This is a genomic window from Cryobacterium glaciale (assembly GCF_004402535.1).
Taxonomy (GTDB): Bacteria; Actinomycetota; Actinomycetes; order Actinomycetales; family Microbacteriaceae; genus Cryobacterium; species Cryobacterium glaciale.
In genome coordinates this window covers 192697-215262 of record NZ_SOEY01000008.1, presented here as the reverse complement: position 1 = coordinate 215262, position 22566 = coordinate 192697, and the positions used below count along the sequence as shown (strand labels likewise).

Here is a 22566-nt window from a genome sequence, read left to right as displayed (position 1 = left end):
CCGCAGCATCCGTTCAATAAGTAATTCAAAGGAGAATTTCCCAGCATGAAGCACACCACGTCCCTGTCAGCACTCGCCCTGGTCGCCGCCGGTGCCCTCGCCCTCAGCGGCTGCGCGGCGAGCGAGCCGGCAGCATCCGGTTCAGATGACATGATCACGATCGGCATCAGCCAGATCGTGCAGCACCAGGCGCTCGACGACGCCCGCGAGGGTTTCAAGAAGGCGTTTGCCGACGCCGGCTATGTCGAGGGCACCGACATCACGTTCGACGAGCAGAACGCGCAGGGCGAACAGGCCACCGCGAGCACCATCGCCGCCAAGTTCGCCGCCGACAAGGTCGACCTCGTGCTCGCCATAGCCACCCCCACCGCGCAGGCCGCCGCGCAGACGATCATTGACATTCCGGTGTTGTTCACCGCCGTCACCGAGCCGGAGGAAGCCGGACTGGTCGAGAGCTGGGAGAAGCCGGGCAGCAACATCACCGGCACCAGCGACTTGAACCCGGTCAAGGAGCAGCTCGAACTGATCCAGGAAATTCTGCCCGATGCCCAGTCGGTCGGCATCATCTACAGCTCGGGCGAGGTTAACTCCGACGTGCAGGTTGAACTGGCCAAGGAAGCGGCCGAGGACCTCGGCCTGACCATCAAGGAAGCCACCGTGACCAACTCGAGCGAGGTCGCCCAGGCCACCGAGTCGCTCGGCAACGTCGACGCCATCTACATCCCCACCGACAACCGCGTCACCGAGGGCCTTGAAGCCGTCATCCAGTACGCCGAGTCCAACCAGGTTCCGCTGTTCGGCGCCGAAAACGGCCAGGTCGAGCGTGGCGCCATCGCCACCTACGGCATCAACTACACCGAGCTCGGCTACCAGACCGGCCAGATGGCCATTCGCATCCTTGAAGACGGCGAGAACCCGGCCGAGATGCCGGTCGAGACCCTCGACACGATCGAGTTCATCCTCAACCCGGCCGCCGCCGAGCGCATGGGAGTGACCCTCTCCGAGGAGCTCATTGCCAAGGCCGACCGAATCATCGAATAGCCGTTTTTCTACCAAAGGAATAACCAGATGAATGCGGCTCTCGAACTCGGCCTGCTCTACGGAATCATGGCGCTGGGTGTCTACCTGACGTTTCGAATCCTCAACTTTCCCGACCTCACGGTCGACGGAAGCTTCACGACCGGGGCCGCAGTGGCAGCGTCGCTCATCATCAACGGAGTGCCGGCTCCCCTCGCCACCCTCGCCGGGGCGGCGTCGGGGGCGGTGGCCGGCCTGGTCACCGGGGTGCTCTACACCAAGGGCCGCATCGACGGCCTGCTCGCCGGCATCCTCACCATGATCGCCCTGTGGTCGATCAACCTGCGCATCATGGGCAAATCCAACCTGCCCTTGTTGCGCGAAGACACCCTGATGACCCCGCTGCGTGACGCCGGCCTGCTCGGCGGGGCCTGGAGCATCCTGATCTTCGGCATTGCCGCCCTCGTGATCAAGTTCGCCATCGACTGGTTCCTCAGCACCGACCTGGGCCTGTCGATTCAGGCCACCGGCAACAACGAGCAGATGATCCGCAGCCTCGGCGTGAACACGCACCGCACCACGATCCTTACCCTCGCCATCTCGAACGGCCTTGTCGCCCTGTGCGGCGCGCTCATCGCGCAGTACCAGGGCTTCGCCGACGTGAGCATGGGCATCGGCCTCATTCTGGTCGGACTCGCCTCGGTCATCGTCGGCCAGGCCGTCTTCGGGCGCCGCACCATCTTTCTCGCCTCCCTCGCCGTCATCGGCGGCGCCGTCATTTACCGCCTGGTGATCTTCTTCGCCCTCGGCGCCGGCCTCAACCCGAACGACATGAAGCTCATCTCGGCGCTGCTCGTCGTGGCCGCGCTGCTGCTGCCGCGCTGGGGCTTCTTGAAACGTGTCCCCTCGCTGCGCCAGATGCGTTCCGCCGCCGCGGGCAGTGCCAACTACAGCAAAGCCAATTAGGAGTCTCATGCTGCTCATCCAGAACATCACCAAGACCTTCTTTCCCGGCACCGTCAACGAACGCGTCGCCCTCAACGACGTATCGCTGCAGCTGAACACCGGCGATTTCGTCACCGTCATCGGCAGCAACGGCGCCGGTAAATCCACCCTGCTCAACATGATCAGCGGCAGGCTGCCGATCGATTCCGGCGACCTGTCGATCGACGGCAGCTCCGTCAAGCGGATGCCCGACTACGCCCGCGCCGCGTACGTCGGCCGCGTCTTCCAGGATCCGATGGCCGGCACCGCTCCCGATCTGAGCATCGAGCAGAACCTCGCCCTCGCGCTGCGCCGCGGCCAGCGTCGCGGGCTCGCCTGGGGCGTCACCCACAAGCGCCGGGCCTTCTTTCGCGAGGAACTCCTCTCGCTCGAACTCGGCCTCGAGAACCGGCTCAAGGCCCGGGTCGGGCTGCTCTCCGGCGGCCAGAGGCAGGCGCTATCGCTGCTCATGGCGAGCTTCACCCAGCCGCGCATCCTGCTGCTCGACGAGCACACCGCCGCGCTCGACCCGCAGCGGGCCGAACTGGTCACGACGCTCACCGAGAGCATCGTCGAGAAGCACCACCTGACCACGCTCATGGTCACCCACAATATGGAACAGGCGCTGCGGCTCGGCAACCGGCTCATCATGATGCACGAGGGGCAGATCATCCTCGACGTCGACGCCGAGCGCAAGGCCACCATGACCGTGCCCGACCTGCTCGCCGAGTTCGCCAAGATCAAGGGCGCTTCCCTCGACGACCGGGCCCTGCTCGGGTAGCGCCCACCTGCGAGAGCGCCGGCTTGAAGCTAGGGTGACGCCTCAGCGAAAATACGCAAATTTGCGGTCTACGGATGTAGACATTGCCGCACAGCGTTCCCAGGCTCGTCGTCGGCCTAGGCGATGGATTCGCCGTGCCTCGAGTAGGCGCGACTCAGCGCAGCAGCCCGTTCTCGTAGGCGTGCGCGACGATCTGCACGCGTGAGGTGAGTGACAGTTTCGCCAGGATGCTGCGTATGTGGCTCTTGACCGTCGCCTCGCTGATATAGGCGGTCTGGGCGATGTCCGCGTTGCTGAGGCCGCGCGCCGCGAGCAGGAAGACCTCTTTCTCGCGTGCAGAGAGCGCTGAGATTGATTCGGCGGTTGGCTCCCTGTGCTGCTGGGATGTCTGTGCCCGGATGATGTCGGCTGTGTCGCTGGGCGCGATCACGGAGTGCCCGGCGTAGACCGTACGGATCGAAGCAAGTACGAACTCGGGTGTGGTGTCCTTCATTATGAAACCGTCTGCGCCCGCATGGATTGCGCGAACGACCGCTTCATCGCGTTGGAACGTCGTGAGCATGATTACCTTGGGCTGCGCGTCGAGAATGGTGGCACAGTCGCCGGAGTTGCATTCACCGCTGTCACTGTCGGGTTTGTCGGTGGCGTCCAGGATGCGCGCAGTCGCCTCAATGCCGTCGAGCAGCGGCATCCGGATGTCCATCAACATGACGTCGGGGCGCGCCTGGCGAGCGAGGGCGATCGCGGCTTCTCCGTCGTAGGCGGCACCGACGAACTGCAGGTCGGGCTGTGACTCGATGAGCATCTGGATCCCAGAACAGAACAGTTGCTGGTCATCGGCAATCGCAACTCGGATGGCTCTCACCGCGAGCCTGCTGCTGCCAGCAGGGCGGTTTCCGGCGCCTCGGTTGTCTGTTCGACAACGCACGCCGTCGGCACGAATGCAGTGACCAGGTAGCCGCCCGGTGCTTCATCGTCCACGTCCGCGGTCAGCCAGCCGCCGGCCACACGCGCGCGTTCGCGCATCCCATAGAGCCCGCGGCAGTGCCCGTGCCCGCGCACGTTCGAGTTTGGGTGTTGCCGGGGCTCCCCGGTGGAGGCGACCGTCAAGGCTAGTCCTGGCCCGCGCCAGTCGAGCGTTAGCCGAGCAGCGGGCTGGGCTCCTGCGTGTTTAAGTGCGTTCGTCAGGCTCTCCTGCACGATGCGGTACACCGCCAGTTGCTGTCCAGACGTGAGCACGGTGGGGTCGCCGAAGCGGTTGACGGTGATGGTGAGGCCGGCCCCGCGCATCCGCTCTACAAGATCGTCCAGGTTCTCGAGGGTGGGATTCGAGTGGCCGTCAGGATCTTCAACAAGTGACTCGATCAGCATTCGCACCTCGGCCAGCGACGTGCGGGCGGATGCAGCGATTCGTTCCAGGGATTCGCTGATCGCATCCGGCCGTTGCGGGCCGATAAAGCGTGCGCCGTCGGCTTGCGCGATGATTACGGCCAGTGAATGCGCCATGATGTCGTGCACGTCCTGCGCGATGCGGTCGCGCTCGCTCGCGACGATCAAGTCGATCTCGGCCGAGCGGAGTTCGTCGACGGTTGCGCCGAGCTTCGCGTCGGCGGCTCGCTTCAACTGCGATGCACGAAGGCCGAAACCGATGAACCAGGCGGCTGCCGTAAGGAGTAGACCGACGACGAGGACACCGGCGAAGCTTTTAATGACGTTGTCGCCTGAATTTCCAGCGCCGACCCATGACGTCCAGCCGTAGCCGTCGGACAGCGCGGGAACAGTCATAAGCGTCGTAATCACGGCGACATACACGGCCGCGATCGGCAGAGACAGCCAGCGGATGCGCCGATCTGCGGTCGCACTCACGATCAAGCAGGTGACGAGAACGGCGAAGTACACGGGCCAGGTCGTCGAACCGAACCGGGCGGGAATCCCGAAGAGTTGAATCGCAAGCACGACGCCAGGCAGCGCGACCGCAACCCGGGGATAGGGCCGGGCGACGGCGATCGACGCAGCGAGAAGGCCAAGGGTGAAGGGAAACGACGGCCATGGCGAGCTGCCGGAACGACCGGCTTCCGCGATAATCCAGAGCACGTAGAAGGCGACGGCGATGGCTGGCTCTAGCACGGGGCGCAGCGGAAGCAGCACCCGTTGGGCGATGCTGATAATCGGCGACGTAGCGTCATCCCAGCCCGACCGCAGCGCGGAGCTCACCAAGCGGAGCCGAACCCCGAGGTACCAGAACCCGAACGTGATCAGGGCGGCCACGCCGCTACTAACGAGGAGATCGGGGATCAGTGCAACCGTTGACAGGTGTTTTCCGTTGATCAAACCATCGATGCTGGTTGCGCTGAAGCGGGGAAGGACCAGCAGAGCCGAGACCACGACCGCGTAGAGGACCAGGACGAACGGAGCAACCATGCGCATCCGCCTGGCTGCATGGAACCCGACGAGTGTGGCGAAGACGAGCAACATGAGATAGGCCGACCAACTGAGCACATTGAACCGAGCAGGCCAGAGGAGCAGCTGAGCCGCCAGAAGCACACCAACGAGGACAAGCGAAGTGCCGGTTGCAACGCGGGAGAGCGCGATGGCGACCGCGAAGCCGACCACGAGCACGAACGCGTATGGAGTTGTATACGCGATCATTTCTCCACGCATCGGGACGAAGCTCACCAAGGGTGTGCTGAACCCGGCAGCCCAGATCAACACGAGCGCGATGCCAATTAGCGGCTCGACGAGCCAACGATGATTACCAGAAGCAGGATGCATATCCCAACGCTAGAACCCGCTACGTCGCGTGAGTGGCAAATTGCTGCAAATTCCTCCCAAAGGATGATTGGATCTAACCCGTAGGCGGACGACAGAGCCAGGCCCAGGCTGTTTGGCTGGGGGCATGAAAAGTGAAAACACCGCGCCAGTCTGTGGCGCCATCGACCCCGCGGCCATCGCGCTCGTCGGCACCTACGTCATCGATCTGACAGCAACGACGCACTCGGATATCGCGGTACCCGACACGTTGCCAACCACCGGTTTCTGACCTGAGCAGACCTGTACACTTACTCCTGCGCAGACAGCAATGTCACACGCGATACGCCTGAAGGTACCGCTCAGGGTCCCCATTGCGGGCATCCTGAGATGGTGGCAGCGGTCCCGTAGGGGCCCTATGAGACATTGCGCGCCCCGACTCCCAGCTCCGCATGTTGCCCTCAACCGGCGACGCGGAACATCCGCTATCGGCGCCTCTTCGCCCGGGCGCCGAATTCGTCAAGAACCCGGACGACGTCTTTGGCGAGCCAGATTCGATTTCGCCGTCCGTCGGTAATTTGAGTCAGAATGTCAGCGTCAACGAGTCGGTCGATAGCGACCTGAGCGTTGACGGTCGAGACGCCAAGCTCAGCCGCGGCTGCGGCCGCTCCGATCACGGGTTGACGAAGCAGAACGTGTACTAGTCGATGGACCGCCGAGTCTCGTCTTGCGTTGATGCGTCCGCGCCAGTCGACCTGCACAGTTTCTAGATCCACTACGAGGATGCGTCCGTTGTGCACCGCGGCGAACGATGCCTCCGCGATGGAGCGGATTATCGGGGCAATATCCCCGGACCGGTATGCGCTGAGGGACTCGAAATATCGACTGGTGTCGTGGAGGAGCCCCGCGGACACCGGAACGGCCACATTGTGAGTGAGCTTTCCCGCGCGCAGCATCGCCTGAATAAGAGCGCGACCGACCCTTCCGTTGCCGTCAGGGAACGGGTGAATCGTTTCGAATTGAGCGTGAGCGATCGCGGTCTGAGCGAGCAAAGGAAGGTCGTCGCGGCTGGCGAACGCGACAAGATCATCCATGAGCTCCGAGACTCGATCGTGATGCGGCGGCACAAACTGTGCGGTGTGGGGCCCAAGGTTCCCGCCTCCGATCCAGACCTGTTGGTCACGCCAGTGACCAACGATGTCCGGATTGCTGTGCTCGAGGAGTGCGCGATGCATTTCCAGGATGGCGCGTCCATCGATGGACTCGGACAGTGCCAGGGCCGCTTGCATTGCTCGGACGTTGCCGACGATAAGCTGTGCATTCTTCGAGGCGTGTTCACCGAGCTCCGCCAGGGCGATCTGTCGTGCTCCGCTCGTGAGATTCTCAATCGCTGAGCTGGAGGCGCTCTCCGTGCGCAGGAGAATGGATGCGAATGGTGCCGCGCTCTGTCCCACTTCGGCATCGAAGCGGGCAAGCTCACTGGCGGCCTCTTCGGTCAGCGCGTGGAGTTCGCTGCTCAGCGGGATGTCGCGATCGGCGATGAATGCGGGCACCGACGCCAAGTACGGTCCGGATGCCAGACCCTTCTGCGTACGCGAGCCATAGTCGTCTTGAACGCTGCGCCAGGGGCGTTGCTCGTAACCGATCGGCGCCCAGGGTAACTTTTCCTCAAACGTGGCCACGGAATAAGCATACCAATGCTTAGCGGTAGATCCATAGTTATGCGCGCGTCCTATTCTGACTTAACCCGCACGCCGGATCTATCGGCTGCAACGCAATTGTTCGTCTCGCAGAGGATTCCCCGTGGGGGACGCTCATCCCTGGTGATGATTGGTATCAGGGCATGTCCCTGCGTACCTGCTCGCCGAGATTGGGGCCGGCATTCGCCTTGCGCTCGGTCTTTGAGCGAGCATTGGTGGAGCCAAGTGCTGTCGCACGGAGCTACAGTATCCGCATTCACTCGGCGCCGTTCACAACTCCGGTAATTTTCTTGCGGGACCATCGAAAGCAGTGAATCTGGGCCCATCCGCGCGAATCTTCGCGGTTAGGACTGCCTGGTCAATGGCGGGCAAGAAACTCGATCGCTGCCTGCTTGAAGGCGCGGGAGCTCACCGCGTTCATGTGGGTGCGGGCGGGCAGCCACAGCACCTCGGAGTCGGCGAGCGCCGCGAGCTCGGCCGTTCCGGTCGCGAGCGCATCACGGTCGCCGGTCACGAACAGCAGAGGCCTCGACGGAACGGATGCGCCCGGCTCGAACCGTTCCTGCTTGATCGCAGCGACCAGCCGCAACAGAGCCGGGGTGTTCGCACCAGGTGCGAGCTGCATCAGGGTCATCAGCGCGGCGGTGGACTCGTGCACGATCGCACTGGAATCGGCGAGAAACCGATCGGCCGCATCGAGGTCGAAGTCGGCGAGCGGGTCCTCCGCGCTCATTCCGCCGAGCACCGCGCGATTGACCAGGTCGGGTCGCTCGGCGGCGAGCTCCCAGACCATGCGTGACCCGAGCGAATAGCCGACCAGGTCGACACCGGAGGCCGGGTCGCCGGCCTCACGCGGCCGGGCGCCGGCCAGGGCGAGCACCTCGAGAACGGCCTGGCGCAGGCGGCTGGGGGCGTAGGCATCCGTTTCGAGCGGTGCCGCGCTCTCGCCGTGACCGAGCAGGTCGACGGTGAGCACGCGCCGGCCAGCGTTGCTGAGGTCACGCACCCACCCGGTCGCCTCCCAGTTGAGGGCGGTCGACGAGGCGAAGCCGTGCACGAGCAGCACCGGGGCGAGGCCCGCATCGACGGTGGGTTCGTGCCGGCGCCAGCTGGTGAGCATTTCTAGTCCTCGTCAAGCACGGCGGAGAGGCGCACGCGGCGTTTCGGGGCGGCCTCCTGCGGCACGGTGCCCACGATGCCGGCGGAATCGTCGGCGACCGCAAAGGTGATCAGCGGGGTGTCGACGAGCACCACGTCGCCAGGCTCACCGTGCAGGGTGAGCACGATTCCCGCTATCGGCGAGGGCAGCTCCACCGACGACTTGGTCGTTTCGACCTCGACGAAGGGCTGGTTGCGTTCCACCTGGTCGCCGACGGCAACGAGCCATTCGAGCACGGTCGCTTCGAGCAGTCCCTCACCGAGGTCGGGCAGGGGAAAAGAGATTTCAGCCACGGCGGTACTCCAATACTCGCTGAACTCCGAAGAGAATTCGATCAATGTTCGGGATGTACTCGTCTTCGAGATCGCCGGAGGGGTACGGCACGTCGAAGCCGGTGACGCGTTCGACCGGTGCGCGCAGGGTGTCGAAGCAGCTCTGCGAGACGAGCGCGGCAACTTCGGCGCCGAGGCCAGCGGTGTGCGGCCCCTCGTGCACGACGATGGCGCGACGCGTGCGCGCAACGGATGCCGCCAGCCCCGCTTCGTCGATCGGCTTCAGCCAGCGCAGGTCGAGCACCTCGAGTTCAATGCCGTCTTCCGCAGCCAGCTCCGCCACCTGCAGGCAGCGGGACACCATGGCGCCCCACGCGATGAGGGTGGCGTGCTTGCCCGAGCGGGCGATCACGGAACCCTCGAGCGAGGCTCGGTCGTCGTCACCGGCCACGTTCTCGGTCAGGTTGACCCCGGCCTTGTTCCAGTAGCGCGCCTTGGGCTCCATGAAGATGACCGGGTCGGGCATCGAGACGGCGTGCTTGAGCAGGTGATAGGCCTGCTGCGGGTTTGCGGGTGCGACGACCTTGAGTCCGGGCACGTGCGCGAACAGCGATTCGAGGCTTTCCCCGTGGTGTTCGGGGGCGCGAATGCCGCCGAAACTCGGCACCCGCAGCGTCACCTGCATGGGCAGACGTCCGCGGCTGCGATAGTTCATGCGGGCGAGTTGGGTGATGATCTGGTTCACGGCCGGGTAGGCGAAGCCGTCGAACTGCACCTCGGGAATGGGATGAAAACCGGCCATGGCCAGCCCGATCGCGGTGCCGAGAATGCCCGACTCTGCCAGCGGGGTGTCGAACACCCGGTTCGCGCCGAAGCGCTGCTGCAGCCCGTCGGTGACCCGAAAGACACCGCCGAGCACGCCGACGTCTTCGCCGAAGATGAGGGCGCGGTCGTCGCTTTCGAGAATCTCACCGAGCGCCCGGTTGATGGCCTGTTGCATGGAGAGCTGCGCGAGCGGGGTCGGCGCGGTCTCCCGACTGATTTCCAGAGTCGCGGTGGTCGTGGACTCAGACATGCTCGGATTCCTCTCTCCACTGGCGCGCCTGCGCGCCGAGCGTCGGGGTTGTTTCTTGAAAAACGAAGTCGAACATTTCGCTGCCGGGCCTACTTGAGAGGGCGACCACGCCGTCGCGAATGTCGTCGGCGTGTTGCTGGGCCTGGGCATCGGCCTCGGCGAAGAAGGCAGCGTGAGCCGTACCCTGGGCGAGCAGCACCGCGCGAAACCGGCTGAGCGGGTCTTCGCCGCCGTCGATCTTCTCGTCGTCGAGGGTGCGATACCGACCGGGGTCGTCACTCGTGGAGTGCGGACCGCGCCGATAGGTCATGGCCTCGACCACGACCGGGCCGAGACCCGCGCGGGCATGAGCGACGGCGCGATGGGTGGCATCACGCACGGCGAGCACATCGTTGCCGTCCACGCGAACGGCCGGCATGCCGTAGCCGGCAGCGCGTGCGGCCACCGAGCCGCCCGCCACCTGCCGCTCGGTCGGCACCGAGATGGCCCAGCCGTTGTTCTGCACGAAGAACACGACCGGCGCCTGCAGAATGGCGGCGAAATTCATGGCCTCGTGCACATCGCCCTGCGAGCTTGCGCCATCGCCGAGGAAGGCCAGACCCACGCCGAGCCCGGCAGCGACGGAACTGTTTATGGTCTGGCCATTCAGGGTCTGGCCGTGCGCCCAGCCGACCGCGTGCAGCACGGATCCGCCGACCACCGCCTGGAACGGGGCGAAGTGTGTGGCGACGGAGTCGTAGAGACCACCGTGCCAGATTGCCTTGTGGGTAGACATGTACTCGACCATGTTCACGCCGAGCGTGTAGGCAACGCCCATCTCGCGGTAGGTCGGAAAGACGAAGTCGCGAGTTATATCGACGGCAGCGCCGGCACCGACCTGGGCAGCCTCCTGGCCGAGCATCGGCGCGTAGCCGGGAATAAGGCCCTGCCGCTGCCAGGCCACGGCCGCCGTGTCGAGCTGCCGCACGTTGGACAGCATGCGGTACAGGTCGCGAAGCTGGTCGTCGGCGGGGGCTGCGGCATCCGCTGGTCGCGGAGGAAGGGTATCGAGGGCGCGAGGCGCCATGCTGGCTCCTTCTGATCGGTGTGTGGGCGGGCTACAGCAAAGTTAGTGACTTTACCAAGCGCCTGCCACAGTGCTCAAGTAGAGTGCACAATATGTGAATGTTTGTGTGGCTTTTCAAGCGAATACCATACAGTTAGTACACAATGCTGTTTGACAATGCCGTTCCACCAAGCGGCCAGTCGCGGCGACTCCGCCCGACCGGCCAGTCTGAAAGGTCACCCACATGGATGTCGATTCCCTGGATTCCCGCCTCGTCACCCTGTTCTGCGAGCGACCGAAGCTCTCGGTGCTCGAAGCCTCACGTCGGCTCAAGGTTGCCAGGGCCACGGTGCAGGCCCGCCTTGACCGCCTGATGAGCCGCGGGGTCATCAAATCCTGGGCGCCGGCACTGAACCCGAGCGAGTTCGGTTACCCGGTCACCGCCTACTGCTCGCTCACCGTGCGGCAGGACTCCGGCCATGCCGTCGTCGTGGCCGCCCTCGCGAAGATTCCTGAGATTCTCGAATTGCACACGGTCTCCGGCGACAGCGACATGCTCGCCCGGGTGGTCGCCCGATCGAACGCCGACGTGCAGCGGGTGCTCGACCTGATCGTCGCGACCCAGACGGTGGTGCGCTCGTCGAGCGTGATCGTGCTGCAGACCCATATTGAAGCGCAGGCCCTCGCCCTGCTGCAGGCCACCGCCGCCACTCCCGCCGCCGCCGGCTAATCGGCATCCGCTAGCGTCGCGGCACTCGTTAGAGTTCGGGGCACCCCTAGGTAGGAGTGCCACCGTCTCCAAGGAGTGCCACGAGAGTGGGGGCGGGGCGGGACATCAAGTTGAGCGGAGCCGCTCAGGCGCGCGTGAGATAATAAGGGTTGGTCCCTTGTTCTTACGGAGCTCCCACACCTATGGCCCATTCCCTCAGCACGCACGAGATCGCTCGCATCGTCGGCAGCCAGTCGTTCTCGCGCGGTGAACGGTACGCCCGCAATGGGCACGTCACCGAACAGTCCTGGGCCCCGTTGGGAACACACCTCACCGGCCGCGTCAGCGGCACCAGCCCGCAGCCGTACACGGTGCTCGTCTCGTTCACGCTGAATGCCGCCGGCCAGGCGGTTCGAGCCAGCGGAACCTGCACCTGCCCGATGGGCAGCAACTGCAAACACGTCGCCGCCCTGCTGCTAGCCAGCCGCAGCACCCCCGACGAGCGCACCGCCTCCAACGTGCGAGCGATCGGCGACCGCCGCACCCCGGTCTTCGAGTCGACCTCCGTGCCGGCCGCCTACCAGCCGCCGTCCCCTGCCCCCGTCATTCCCATTCGCCCACCAGTGCCCGCCTGGCGGGCCGCCCTGGCGCCGATCGCCAAACCGACGGGCACCGAGACGGCGCCCAGCACGGCCCTCGCCCTGCAATTCGACCTGCTCGACGCCGCTTACAGTCCCAACCGGCGCCCTGGGCCCCGCCGTCTCGGGGCCCGCCCCATGGTCATGGGCAAGAAGGGCAAGTGGATTCGCGGCTCCCTCACCTGGGACAACCTGTCTTGGACCCCCGGCACCTACAATCGCGGACATCGCAAAATTCTCAACGCCCTCTATGCCCTCTCGGCCACCGGGCAGCGCTATTACAGCTACACCGACCACTGGCTCTACCTCGACAACTTCGAGAACAAGGCCCTCTGGGACCTGCTGCACGAAGCCCAGCTCAGCGGCCTGCCGCTGGTCTGCGCAACGGATGCCCAGAATCCCGTTCTCCTCTCCCCCACGCCCGCCGCGCTCGAGGTCGACATTCGCCGTGACGATGAGGGTCTGCAACTGACCCCGCTGCTCGTGTTGAACGAGCGGCTGCACCGCGGCGCTGAATTCGGATTTCTCGGCGACCCGGCGCACGGTGCCTACACCTTCACGAGCCCCACGGACCCGCTGGCGTTGGGCCGGCAGCTCGTTCTCGCCCCGTTGAACGCGCAGGTCAGTTCAGAGATCCGTGCCCTCGCGGTCACCGGCGGCTTCGACATTCCCGCCGACGACGAGGCAGCCTTTCTCGCCGATTACTACCCGTTCCTGCAGCAGAAACTGGCCCTGACCAGTCACGACGCCTCCTTTGAACTGCCGAAGACCGCCCGGCCCCGGTTGGCTCTCGCCATCGCCCACCAGGCGGATGCCCGCATCACCCTGGCCTGGGAGTGGCAGTACGTCGCGCCCGCCGAAACACGCCAGCCCGAGCCTGCCTCGATCACGTCCGCCACGGCATCCGCTGTAGACGCCGCGGACGCCGACCATGCCCCGGCTGCCGCCGGCGAGATCGCACCCGTCGCAGTCGCGGAAACGCCCGTGCTCTACCGGCACCCCCTGCGCCCGACGCCCGGCGACACCCGCTTTCGCGACCTGACCCGCGAAGCCGATACGCTGCGCGACGTCGAACGCGCGATCCTCTCGTACGAGCCGCTCTGGCAGCCCGCCACCCCGATCAGCGCGGCCCGACTGCTCGAGCACTCCGAGCTGCGCGGCGCCGTCATGATCAATTTTCTCGAGCACAGCGTGCCGCAGCTCACGGAGGCCGGCATCGTCGTGCAGGTCTCCGCCGACGCCCCGAGCTACCGTGAGGCCGACGAAGCCCCAGTGATCAGCCTCGCTACCACCGAAAGCACTGACACCCGCGACTGGTTCGACCTCGCCGTCACGGTGACGATCGAGGGCGAAGACATTCCCTTCGACGACCTGTTCCGGGCGCTGGCCACCGACCAGGACCTCATGATCCTCGACAGCGGCACCTATTTCAGCCTCGACCGGCCCGAATTGCAGCAGCTGCGCCGCCTGATCGAAGAGGCCCGCGGCCTGCAGGAGAGCAACGCCGGCACCCTCGGCCTCAGCCGGTTTCAGGCCGACCTGTGGGACGAGCTGCAGCTGCTCGGTGTCGTCGCCGAACAGGCCGCCACCTGGCGCAGCGCCGTCGAAGGGCTCGCCGCCCTTCAGGGGTTGGCGGAAGCCGCGCCGATCGCCGAACGGCCGCTCCCGCCGGCCGTGCACGCCACCCTGCGCGCCTACCAGCAGACCGGATTCGACTGGCTGAGTTTTCTCTACGACCATCAGCTCGGCGGCGTACTCGCCGACGACATGGGGCTTGGCAAGACACTGCAGGCCATCGCGCTGATCGCCCACGCCCGCGACAGCCAGCGCGCAGCGGAAGGCGCCGCCCGCAAACCGTTCCTCGTCGTTGCCCCCACGAGCGTCGTCTCCAACTGGGCCACCGAATGCGCCCGGTTCGCGCCCGACCTCGCGACAACAGCCATCACGCAGACCGCCGGCAAGCGCGGCTCCAGCCTGCAGGGCGAGATGGGTGATGCGGATGTCGTGATCACCTCCTACACGCTGTTCCGCCTCGACTTCGAGGAGTACAACGCTCAGGACTGGGCCGGACTGCTGCTCGACGAGGCCCAGTTCGTGAAGAACCACCAGAGCAAGGCACACGTCTGCGCCCGACGCCTGCGCACCCCGTTCAAGCTCGCCATCACCGGCACGCCCATGGAGAACAACCTCATGGAGTTGTGGTCGTTGCTCTCCATCACCGCTCCCGGCCTGTTCCCCAGCCCCAGCCGCTTCGCCGACTACTACCGCAAGCCCATTGAAACGGATGCCGACGCCGACCGGCTCGCGCAGCTGCGCCGCCGCATCCGTCCCTTCATGCTGCGGCGCACGAAGGCCGAGGTGGCCAGCGACCTGCCCGAGAAGCAGGAGCAGGTTCTCGAACTCGACCTGCACCCGCGGCACCGCAAGGTCTACGACATGCACCTCGCCCGCGAGCGCCAGAAGGTGCTCGGCCTGATCGAGGACATGAACGCGAACCGGTTCGAGATTTTTCGCTCGCTCACCATGCTGCGCCAGCTCAGCCTCGACGCGAGCCTGTATGACGCGAAGTACGACAGTGTGCCGTCGACCAAGCTCGACGCTCTGCTCGAGCTGCTGGAGGACACCGTCGCCGAGGGCCACCGCACCCTCATCTTCAGCCAGTTCACCCAATATCTCGGCAAGGCGCGCGATCGGCTCGACGCCGCCGGCATCAGCTACTCCTATCTCGACGGCAAGACCCGCAACCGGGCCAAGGCCATCAGCGATTTCAAGGAAGGCTCGAGTTCCGTCTTTCTGATCAGCCTCAAGGCCGGCGGATTCGGCCTCAACCTCACCGAGGCCGACTACGTCATTCTGCTCGATCCGTGGTGGAACCCGGCAACCGAGGCCCAGGCTGTCGACCGCGTGCACCGCATCGGCCAGACCAAGAACGTCATGGTCTACCGCCTGGTCTCCAAGGACACCATCGAAGAGAAGGTCATGGCCCTCAAAGCCACGAAGGCCCGCCTCTTCGAAAGCGTCATGACGGATGGCGCCCCTGCCGGCACCGCCCTGACCGCCGCCGATATCCGAGAGCTCCTCGCCTGACCCCGCCCCCGTTTCCGGGCCCGGGCCCGGAAACGGGGCCCATGATCTATCGTGGGCCCGGTTTCGTAACCTGGGCCCGGACATCCCGGCGCATGACCGCCTCCTCCGACACCGTCAGTTAACCCGGAACCCCTAAGCTGCACGTGACGACCCCACCTCGCACCTGCAGAAACGGTCCTATGTCCACAATCTTCGATCGGGTTGACGCCCACCTGGCTCGAACGCTCACCCCGAGCCGCCTCCTCACCCTCCAACGCCCGCGCACCCTCGCGCTCGGCTTCCTCGGCCTGCACACGGTCTTCCTGTTCGCTCTGCTCCCCACCATCCTCACCGGCCGAGTGCTCGGAGATCTTCCGCTGTACCGAACCTGGGCCGAACTCGGCTTCAACAACGGCGTCTGGCAGGGCCTCGATACCGCCTGGGTCTACCCGATCGGTGCCATGCTTCCGATCGCGTTCGCGGGGATCGCCGGCCCGCTCCTCTATCAGCTGCTGTGGTTCCTGATGACGACCGCGCTCAACGCCGTCGCGGTCGGAGCGCTCACCGATTGGGGTCGCCGCCGCAGCGGGTTCAAGTCGGCCTGGTACTGGCTGCTCGCATCGTTCCTGCTCAGCCCGGTGGGCCTGCTGCGCCTCGAAGGAATCACCGCCCCGCTTGTCATCGTCGGCCTGGTTCTGCTCGCACAGCGGCCGATCGTGGCGGCAGCGCTCTTGACCCTCGCCACCTGGATCAAGGTCTGGCCCGCCGCCGTGTTCCTCGCCGTCGTCACTGTATCGCCACGAAAACTGACCGTGGTGCTGACCGGTGCCGCGTTGACGGCGGGGGTGGCGGCATCCGTTTGGCTGCTGGGGGGCTTGCAATTTCTCACCGGTTTCGTGACGGAACAAACCGACCGCGCCCTGCAGCTCGAAGCCCCCATCACCACCCCGTGGGTCTGGCTGGCCACGCTGGGACATGACGGCACGAATATCTACGAGAACTATTCGATTGCCACGCGCGAGGTCACCGGTCCCGGAACTGCGCTGGTCGCCTCGCTCATGACGCCGGTCATGTTCACGGCCATCGCCGCGATTTTCGTGCTGCTGCTGATCGCCAAAATTCAGGGAGCGGATGCCTCCCAGCTGATGCTCCTCGGTTCGCTGGCCCTGGTCAGCGCGTTTGTCGTCTTCAACAAGGTGGGGTCGCCGCAGTACATGTTATGGCTGGTTCCGGTGGTGGCGGTCGGTGTCGGTCGAAGCTGGACGCTGTGGCGAGTACCGTCCGTCGTCATGCTGGCCATCTCGGGCTTGACCACGCTGATCTTTCCCATCTTCTACCTGCCGCTGATCGCGGGCGATCTGTTCTCGCTCCTGTTGTTGACGGCCCGCAACGGCCTGCTCCTGGTGCTGTTCGGCTGGTCGGTGGTAGCCCTGGCACGGCTCGCCCGCACACCCGCGCGTCGACCGACCGCAGCGGCATCTGCCCGCCGTGCTGCCGTCTCCCAGTAGGGCACGGCACAATGGAACAGTGACCACGACGACGACCTTCGCCCTCATCCGCCACGGCCAGACCGACTGGAACGCCGCCGAGCGCATTCAGGGCGCCACCGACATCCCGCTTAACGACATCGGACGCGGCCAGGCAGCGGATGCCGTCGCCCCCCTGTCAGCCTACGGCTGGGATTTCATCGTGTCGTCGCCGCTGTCCCGGGCAGCCGAAACCGCCGACCTGATCGGCCACCGACTCGGACTCGACGAAGCCCGGCGTATTCCCGGCCTGACCGAGCGTAACTACGGACCGGCCGAGGGACTCAGTGCCGGAGCCGAACTCGAGGCCCTGCGTTTTCCGGGCGGGTTCCACGGCGCCGAAACCGAACAGGACGTCGCCGCTCGCGGCATCGACGCGCTGCGCGACCTCGCCCGCGAGCACCCCGGGGCCCGAATCATCGTCGTCGCGCACGGCACACTCATCCGCCTGAGCCTCGCGCACGCACTCGACCAGCACATCGGCAGCATCACTAATGCGTCGCTCAACCTCGTGCATCACCATCACGCGCAGGCCGACGATACGACGGCCTGGCAGCTCGACCTGCTGAACGGCGAGCCGCTCACGCGCGTCTGACTCCCTGGTGAGTCCGATTCGCGCTGCGGTCGTGCGTCAGCGGCCGGTCGACACCGTGACGGTGAACTTGGTGTTGCGGCCGACCTGTCGGGTCGAGCCGACGATGCGGGTGAGCATCGGGCGGTAGCCCAGGTGGGTGTTCCACACCGTCCACAGTTCGCCGCCCGGGGCGAGCACCCGCGCCGCGTCGATGAACAGCTTCTCGGCCAGTCCCGCGTGCACGGACGCTCCGATATGGAACGGCGGGTTGAGCAGAATCAGGTCGGCCGAGTTGTCCGCCTGGCCGGACAGGCCGTCAGCGCGCGCGACAGTGACGCGATCGGCGAGCGCGTTGGCGTCGACGGTCGCGCGAGCGGATGCGACGGCGACGGCCGACTGATCCGTCGCGAGCACCTGCAGCAGCGGGCGCTGCGCAGCCAGTGCGGCGGCCAGGACGCCGGTGCCGCAGCCAAGGTCGATGGCCCGTTCAGCGTCGGGCTTCATGCGGTCGAGCACCTCGAGCAGCGCCCGGGTGCCGATGTCGATGCTGGTCCCGGCGAACACGCCGCCGTGGCCGCGCACGGTGAGGTCGAAGTCCTCGTGGCGTTCGCTGTGCGGCCAAGCAGACGTTGATGTGGCGAGCGGGGACGACGCGATGAGCACGCGCGACTTCTGGCGGGCCGGGCGCACGTTCAAGGCGCCGAAATGGCGGCGCAGCACCTCATTCATGCTCATGGTCATGTGCTTGATGCGGCCGCCGGCGAAGACGATCACGTCGGGGGCGGCGTACTTCGCGATGGCACCGGCGATCTCGTCGAGCGCGTCGAGGCTTTTCGGCAACTGCAGCAGCACGACGTGGGCATCCTTCAGTAGTTCTTCGCCGAGCGGCAGTGAGCGGTAGGCATCCGTCAGGTTGACGCCGGAGGCGTTGCTGTCGAGCGCGTACTCGCCCGAGAGGGCGTCCTGATAGACCCGAATGCCGCGGGCGTTGTGCAGGGCGGCCGCACCGAGGGTGAGGGCGCCGTAGCGGTCCTCGAGCACGACGACCCCACCGGAACGGTAGGCGGCGAGTGCGCCGGCTGCCTCATCGAGGATGAGTCGGTCACTCGCGTCGACGGCGAATAGGTTCTCCGCCTCAATGTCTGGACGACGGCGCAGGCGGTCGAAATCAAATTCGTTCACACTGTCCGCTGTGCCTTTCAACGGCGTCTGCGTATTGGTGTTCCGCGGCGCGGACTGGTCGTGCGTGCCCGATTCGGACATGGTTCCCCCTGAAAGTGGTGCTGGTGCAACCAGTTCGTGCTGTGAAACAAAAACATGGAGCTGACTATGGTCTGGGCTGCCGCCAGATGACGATCTGGTTGCTGCGCCTGGTGCGGGTGCCCGCCCTCATCGAAATGACATCGCCGGCCGAGCCAGCCGCGAATACGCGGCGGCCCGGACGGTTCAGCAGTTCATCGGCGAGCGTCGATTCCAACTCGCGCAGGCGATTTTCGAGCCCGCGCACGTGATCCTCGAGTTCGAGGATACGACGAATACCTTCCAGACTCACACCTTCCGAGCCCAGTTCCGCAATTTCACGGAGCTTTGCCACGTCGAGCATGGAGTACCGGCGGCTCTTGCCGGGGGTGCGTTCCGGGCTGACGAGGCCCAAGCGATCGTATTGGCGCAGGGTTTGCGGGTGCATGCCCGCAAGCTCCGCGGCCGTGGAAATCACGAAAACCCGGGTGGTCTCGTCCATGACTAGCCCTTCGCCCGAGCGATCAGTTCATCGCGCGGGTTTTCCTGGGGCAGCGCTGCGGCGAACGCGGTGAGCTTCTCTTCCGCATCCTTCGACAGGTGCGAGGGCACGGCGACCTGCACGATAGCGAGCAGGTCCCCCGTGCCCTTGGCCGTGGTCACTCCGCGACCCTTGACCCGCAGCACGCGGCCACCGGGAGTACCGGGGGCAACGCGCAACTTCACGGGGCTACCACCGAGGGTGGGCACCTCGATCGTCGCGCCGAGGCTGGCCTCAACGAAGGTGACCGGAACGGTCACACGCAGGTTGAGGCCGTCACGTTCAAACACCGGATGCTTGCGCACGGTGATCGTCAGCACGATATCGCCGGATTCTCCTCCGTCAGGGCTGGACTGCCCCTTGCCGCGTAGGCGAATCTTCTGCCCGTCGGCGACTCCGGCCGGAATCTTCACCTTGATCGGGCGGCCGTCCTGGGTCTGCAGACTAATCTGATCGCCCTGCGTGGCCGTGATGAAGTCGATGGTCGTCGACGCGATCACATCGCGGCCGCGGGTCGGCGCGCCTGACCCGCGGTAGCCACCGGTGGGGTTGCCGAAGCCGGCCCCACCGCCGCCACCTCTGCCGAACATACCCCCGAGGATATCGTCGAAGCCGCCCTGCTCGAAGGTATAACTCTGTTGACGGCTTCCGCCGCCGAACATGCCTCCGAAAGCGTCCTCGAAGCCACCGCTCTGGGCTCGGCCGCCGGGCGCGGCGAACCGCGCCCCGCTGCCCATGGCCCGCACGGCGTCATATTCCTTGCGTTGGGCGGCATCGTTCAGAACCGAGTGCGCCTCGCTCAGTTCCTTGAACTTCGCCTCCGCGGCGGGGTTCCCCGGATTGGAGTCCGGGTGGTACTTACGGGCGAGTTTGCGATACGCCTTCTTCAACTCGGCCGGCGTGACATCTTTCGATACCCCGAGAACCTTGTAGAAGTCCTTGTCGAACCAGTCCTGGCTAGCCATCGCTCGGTACCTGAACGACGACCTTGGCCGCGCGCAGCAGCGTGGAGCCGAGGTAGTACCCCGTCTCCGCGACGTCGCCGACGGTTTCGGTGTCGACGGCCGCACTCGGCTGCTGGAAAATCGCCTCGTGCATGGTCGGGTCGAATGGGTCGCCGACCGTGCCGAAGGAGGTCAGGCCGAGGCGTTCAACGCTCGCTCGCAGCTTGGCCGCGATCGTGGCGAAGGCGGAGTCGGGCACGAGATCGCCGTGCTTCTCAGCACGGTAGATGTCGTCGAGTACCGGAATCAGCACCTTGACGATATCCCCGGTCACGCGCTCTTTCTCGATGGCGCGGTTGGCTTCGGTGCGCCGACGGTAGTTGGCGTACTCGGCCGTCACTCGCTTGAGGTCGGCGAGATGTTCGCTCGTCGGTTCCGCTACTTCACGCTCTGCCGCGTCCAGAATGTCCTGAACGGTCAGTTCGTCTTCTTCGATCCCGTCGGCCGAGGCCGCGGCGTCTCCGTCAGCAGCGGATGCCCCAACGGGCGCTTCTTCTGCAGGGACGCCCACGCCGGCCGCGGCGGTGCCGTCATCGGGCACCCCCGCAGCGTCGTTGTCTGGATGTTTCTTATCAGCCATAGTTGCGGCCTACTTCTTCTTCTCGTCTTCGTCGTCGTCAACAACCTCGGCGTCGACAACATCTTCGTCTTTGTTCTCGTCGGCAGGAGTCTCGTCGGCGCCGGCCTCGTCGGACCCGGCTGCGGCATCCGCCTGGCTGGACTTGTAAATGGCTTCGCCGAGCTTGCCCTGGCTTTCGTTGAGCTTGTCGAACGCGGTCTTCACCGCGTCGTCGTCGTCGCCGGCGAGAGCGGACTTGAGAGTGTCGACATCGGCCTGCACCTCATTCTTCACGTCTTCGGGCAGCTTGTCGACGTTGTCCTTGATCAGCTTCTCGATCGAGTAGGCGAGCTGCTCGGCCGTGTTGCGGGTCTCGGCGACTTCGCGCAGGCGCTTGTCTTCGGCGGCGTGCTCTTCACCCTCGCGCACCATGCGCTCAATGTCTTCCTTCGCCAGCGAGGATCCGCCCGTGATGGTCATCGACTGCTCAGTTCCGGTGCCCTTGTCCTTGGCGGACACGTGCACGATTCCGTTGGCGTCGATGTCGAAGGTGACCTCGACCTGCGGAATGCCACGCGGTGCCGGTGCGATTCCGGTGAGTTCGAAGGTTCCGAGGTTCTTGTTGTCGCGGGTGAACTCGCGCTCGCCCTGGAACACCTGGATCGCGACAGACGGCTGGTTGTCGTCGGCCGTCGTGAAGGTTTCGCTGCGCTTGGTCGGAATGGCCGTGTTGCGCTCGATCAGGCGCGTCATGATGCCGCCCTTGGTCTCGATGCCGAGGCTCAGCGGGGTGACGTCGATGAGCAGAACGTCCTTCCGCTCGCCCTTCAGCACGCCGGCCTGCAGTGCGGCGCCGACGGCGACGACCTCGTCCGGGTTGACGCCCTTGTTCGGGTCCTTGCCGCCGGTCTCGCTCTTGACGAGCTCGTACACGGCGGGCATGCGGGTGGAACCACCGACGAGAACGACGTGGGCGATGTCGCCGACCTTGACGCCGGCCTCACGGATGACGTCCTGGAAGGGCTTCTTGGTGCGGTCGAGCAGGTCTTCGGTCATCTTCTCGAACTGGGCGCGGGTGAGCGTCTCGTCGAGGTTGGCCGGGCCGTTTTCAGTGAGCGACAGGTAGGGCAGTTGGATGCTCGTCGACATGCTTGACGAGAGTTCCTTCTTGGCCTGCTCGGCGGCTTCCTTGAGACGCTGCTTGGCGATCTTGTCCTTGGAGACGTCGACGCCCGTGGTCTCCTTGAAGCGCTTGATCAGGTGATCAACGATGCGCTGGTCCCAGTCGTCGCCGCCGAGGCGGTTGTCGCCGGCGGTCGAACGCACCTGGATGGTGGAGAAGTCGTCGTCCTTGCCCACCTCGAGCAGCGACACGTCGAAGGTTCCGCCTCCGAGGTCGAAGACCAGGATGAGCTCGTCTTCCTTGCCCTTGTCGAGGCCGTAGGCGAGAGCGGCGGCGGTGGGCTCGTTGATGATACGCAGCACGTTGAGTCCGGCGATTTCGCCGGCCTCCTTGGTGGCCTGGCGCTCGGCGTCGTTGAAGTACGCGGGCACGGTCACGACGGCGTCGGTGACCTTCTCGCCCAGGTACTGCTCAGCGTCACGCTTGAGCTTGGCGAGGATACGTGCCGAGATCTCCTGCGGGGTGTACTTCTTGTCGTCGATGGCGACGTTCCAGTCGGTGCCCATGTGGCGCTTGACGCTGGAGATGGTGCGGTCGACGTTGGTGACGTTCTGGCGCTTGGCGGTTTCCCCGACGAGCACCTCGCCGTCCTTGGTGAACGCGACCACCGAGGGGGTGGTGCGCAAGCCTTCAGCGTTGGCGATGACGGTGGGTTCTCCACCTTCGAGCACGGCCACCACAGAGTTGGTGGTTCCGAGGTCAATACCTACTGCACGAGCCATGTGGGTTGTTCTCCTTCAATGATG

Annotated in this window: 20 protein-coding genes; 8 read left to right on the top strand and 12 right to left on the bottom strand. The window is 65.4% G+C overall.

Features of this window, described 5'->3' with window-relative positions:
• The first annotated feature begins 45 nt into the window (after window positions 1-45).
• The 3 genes from E3O06_RS05800 to E3O06_RS05790 are packed head-to-tail and all read left to right on the top strand — an operon-like array spanning window position 46 to window position 2782.
• Window positions 46-1041, top strand: coding sequence for an ABC transporter substrate-binding protein (locus E3O06_RS05800; protein WP_134502023.1), 996 nt, complete (start codon window positions 46-48; stop codon window positions 1039-1041).
• A 27-nt stretch (window positions 1042-1068) separates the two neighbouring features.
• Window positions 1069-1983, top strand: a complete 915-nt coding sequence (locus E3O06_RS05795) for an ABC transporter permease (protein ID WP_134502022.1) — start codon at window positions 1069-1071, stop codon at window positions 1981-1983.
• Window positions 1984-1990: 7 nt separating this feature from the next.
• Window positions 1991-2782, top strand: a complete 792-nt coding sequence (locus E3O06_RS05790) for an ABC transporter ATP-binding protein (protein WP_134502021.1) — start codon at window positions 1991-1993, stop codon at window positions 2780-2782.
• A gap of 154 nt (window positions 2783-2936) precedes the next feature.
• On the opposite strand, the gene E3O06_RS05785 is transcribed toward E3O06_RS05790, so the two are convergent.
• On the bottom strand, window positions 2937-3587 hold the full coding sequence (locus tag E3O06_RS05785) for a response regulator (protein ID WP_241979893.1): 651 nt from the start codon (window positions 3585-3587) through the stop codon (window positions 2937-2939).
• Between the two features lie 56 nt (window positions 3588-3643).
• Entirely contained in the window at window positions 3644-5431 is a 1788-nt protein-coding gene (locus E3O06_RS05780) for a sensor histidine kinase (protein ID WP_166788117.1), read from the bottom strand.
• A gap of 247 nt (window positions 5432-5678) precedes the next feature.
• On the opposite strand from E3O06_RS05780, the gene E3O06_RS17470 reads away from it, so the two are divergent.
• Entirely contained in the window at window positions 5679-5822 is a 144-nt protein-coding gene (locus tag E3O06_RS17470) for a hypothetical protein (RefSeq protein WP_166788116.1), read from the top strand.
• 193 nt (window positions 5823-6015) lie between these two features.
• Here E3O06_RS17470 and E3O06_RS05775 read toward each other — a convergent pair whose 3' ends face one another.
• The 5 genes from E3O06_RS05775 to E3O06_RS05755 form a co-directional block, all read right to left on the bottom strand.
• A complete protein-coding gene (locus E3O06_RS05775; RefSeq protein WP_134502018.1) occupies window positions 6016-7212 on the bottom strand; it encodes a Fic family protein in 1197 nt (398 codons plus the stop codon).
• A 376-nt stretch (window positions 7213-7588) separates the two neighbouring features.
• A complete protein-coding gene (locus E3O06_RS05770) occupies window positions 7589-8350 on the bottom strand; it encodes an alpha/beta fold hydrolase (protein ID WP_134502017.1) in 762 nt (253 codons plus the stop codon).
• A 2-nt stretch (window positions 8351-8352) separates the two neighbouring features.
• Entirely contained in the window at window positions 8353-8682 is a 330-nt protein-coding gene (locus tag E3O06_RS05765) for a biotin/lipoyl-containing protein (RefSeq protein ID WP_134502016.1), read from the bottom strand.
• Complete coding sequence (locus E3O06_RS05760; RefSeq protein WP_134502015.1) at window positions 8675-9736, bottom strand: alpha-ketoacid dehydrogenase subunit beta; 1062 nt, start codon at window positions 9734-9736, stop codon at window positions 8675-8677. Before E3O06_RS05760 ends, E3O06_RS05765 begins: the two co-directional genes overlap by 8 nt.
• Window positions 9729-10802 (bottom strand): thiamine pyrophosphate-dependent enzyme, encoded by a 1074-nt coding sequence (locus E3O06_RS05755; RefSeq protein ID WP_134502014.1) that lies wholly within the window; start codon window positions 10800-10802, stop codon window positions 9729-9731. Before E3O06_RS05755 ends, E3O06_RS05760 begins: the two co-directional genes overlap by 8 nt.
• A 223-nt stretch (window positions 10803-11025) precedes the next feature.
• Between E3O06_RS05755 and E3O06_RS05750 the strand changes: the two genes are divergently transcribed.
• From E3O06_RS05750 to E3O06_RS05735, 4 genes are all read left to right on the top strand, one after another.
• Window positions 11026-11511: an Lrp/AsnC family transcriptional regulator gene (locus E3O06_RS05750; protein WP_134502013.1), complete on the top strand. Its 486-nt coding sequence runs from the start codon at window positions 11026-11028 to the stop codon at window positions 11509-11511.
• A gap of 182 nt (window positions 11512-11693) precedes the next feature.
• Window positions 11694-15215 (top strand): DEAD/DEAH box helicase, encoded by a 3522-nt coding sequence (locus tag E3O06_RS05745; protein WP_241979892.1) that lies wholly within the window; start codon window positions 11694-11696, stop codon window positions 15213-15215.
• Between the two features lie 179 nt (window positions 15216-15394).
• Window positions 15395-16702: an ABC transporter permease/ATP-binding protein gene (locus E3O06_RS05740; protein WP_134502012.1), complete on the top strand. Its 1308-nt coding sequence runs from the start codon at window positions 15395-15397 to the stop codon at window positions 16700-16702.
• Between the two features lie 19 nt (window positions 16703-16721).
• Complete coding sequence (locus E3O06_RS05735; RefSeq protein WP_134502011.1) at window positions 16722-17315, top strand: histidine phosphatase family protein; 594 nt, start codon at window positions 16722-16724, stop codon at window positions 17313-17315.
• 36 nt (window positions 17316-17351) lie between these two features.
• Here the strand turns inward: E3O06_RS05735 and E3O06_RS05730 are convergent, their stop codons facing one another.
• The 5 genes from E3O06_RS05730 to dnaK all read right to left on the bottom strand — a co-directional run bounded on the left by E3O06_RS05730 (window position 17352) and on the right by dnaK (window position 22542).
• Window positions 17352-18476, bottom strand: coding sequence for a class I SAM-dependent methyltransferase (locus E3O06_RS05730; RefSeq protein ID WP_241979935.1), 1125 nt, complete (start codon window positions 18474-18476; stop codon window positions 17352-17354).
• Window positions 18477-18621: 145 nt separating this feature from the next.
• Complete coding sequence (locus E3O06_RS05725) at window positions 18622-19035, bottom strand: heat shock protein transcriptional repressor HspR (protein ID WP_134502009.1); 414 nt, start codon at window positions 19033-19035, stop codon at window positions 18622-18624.
• A gap of 2 nt (window positions 19036-19037) precedes the next feature.
• Window positions 19038-20039, bottom strand: a complete 1002-nt coding sequence (locus tag E3O06_RS05720; RefSeq protein ID WP_134502008.1) for a DnaJ C-terminal domain-containing protein — start codon at window positions 20037-20039, stop codon at window positions 19038-19040.
• Window positions 20032-20658 carry a nucleotide exchange factor GrpE gene (locus E3O06_RS05715; RefSeq protein WP_134502007.1) on the bottom strand — a complete coding sequence of 209 codons (627 nt, stop codon included), beginning with the start codon at window positions 20656-20658 and terminating at the stop codon, window positions 20032-20034. Before E3O06_RS05715 ends, E3O06_RS05720 begins: the two co-directional genes overlap by 8 nt.
• A 9-nt stretch (window positions 20659-20667) precedes the next feature.
• Window positions 20668-22542, bottom strand: coding sequence for a molecular chaperone DnaK (gene dnaK / locus E3O06_RS05710; RefSeq protein WP_134502006.1), 1875 nt, complete (start codon window positions 22540-22542; stop codon window positions 20668-20670).
• Window positions 22543-22566: the final 24 nt, after the last annotated feature.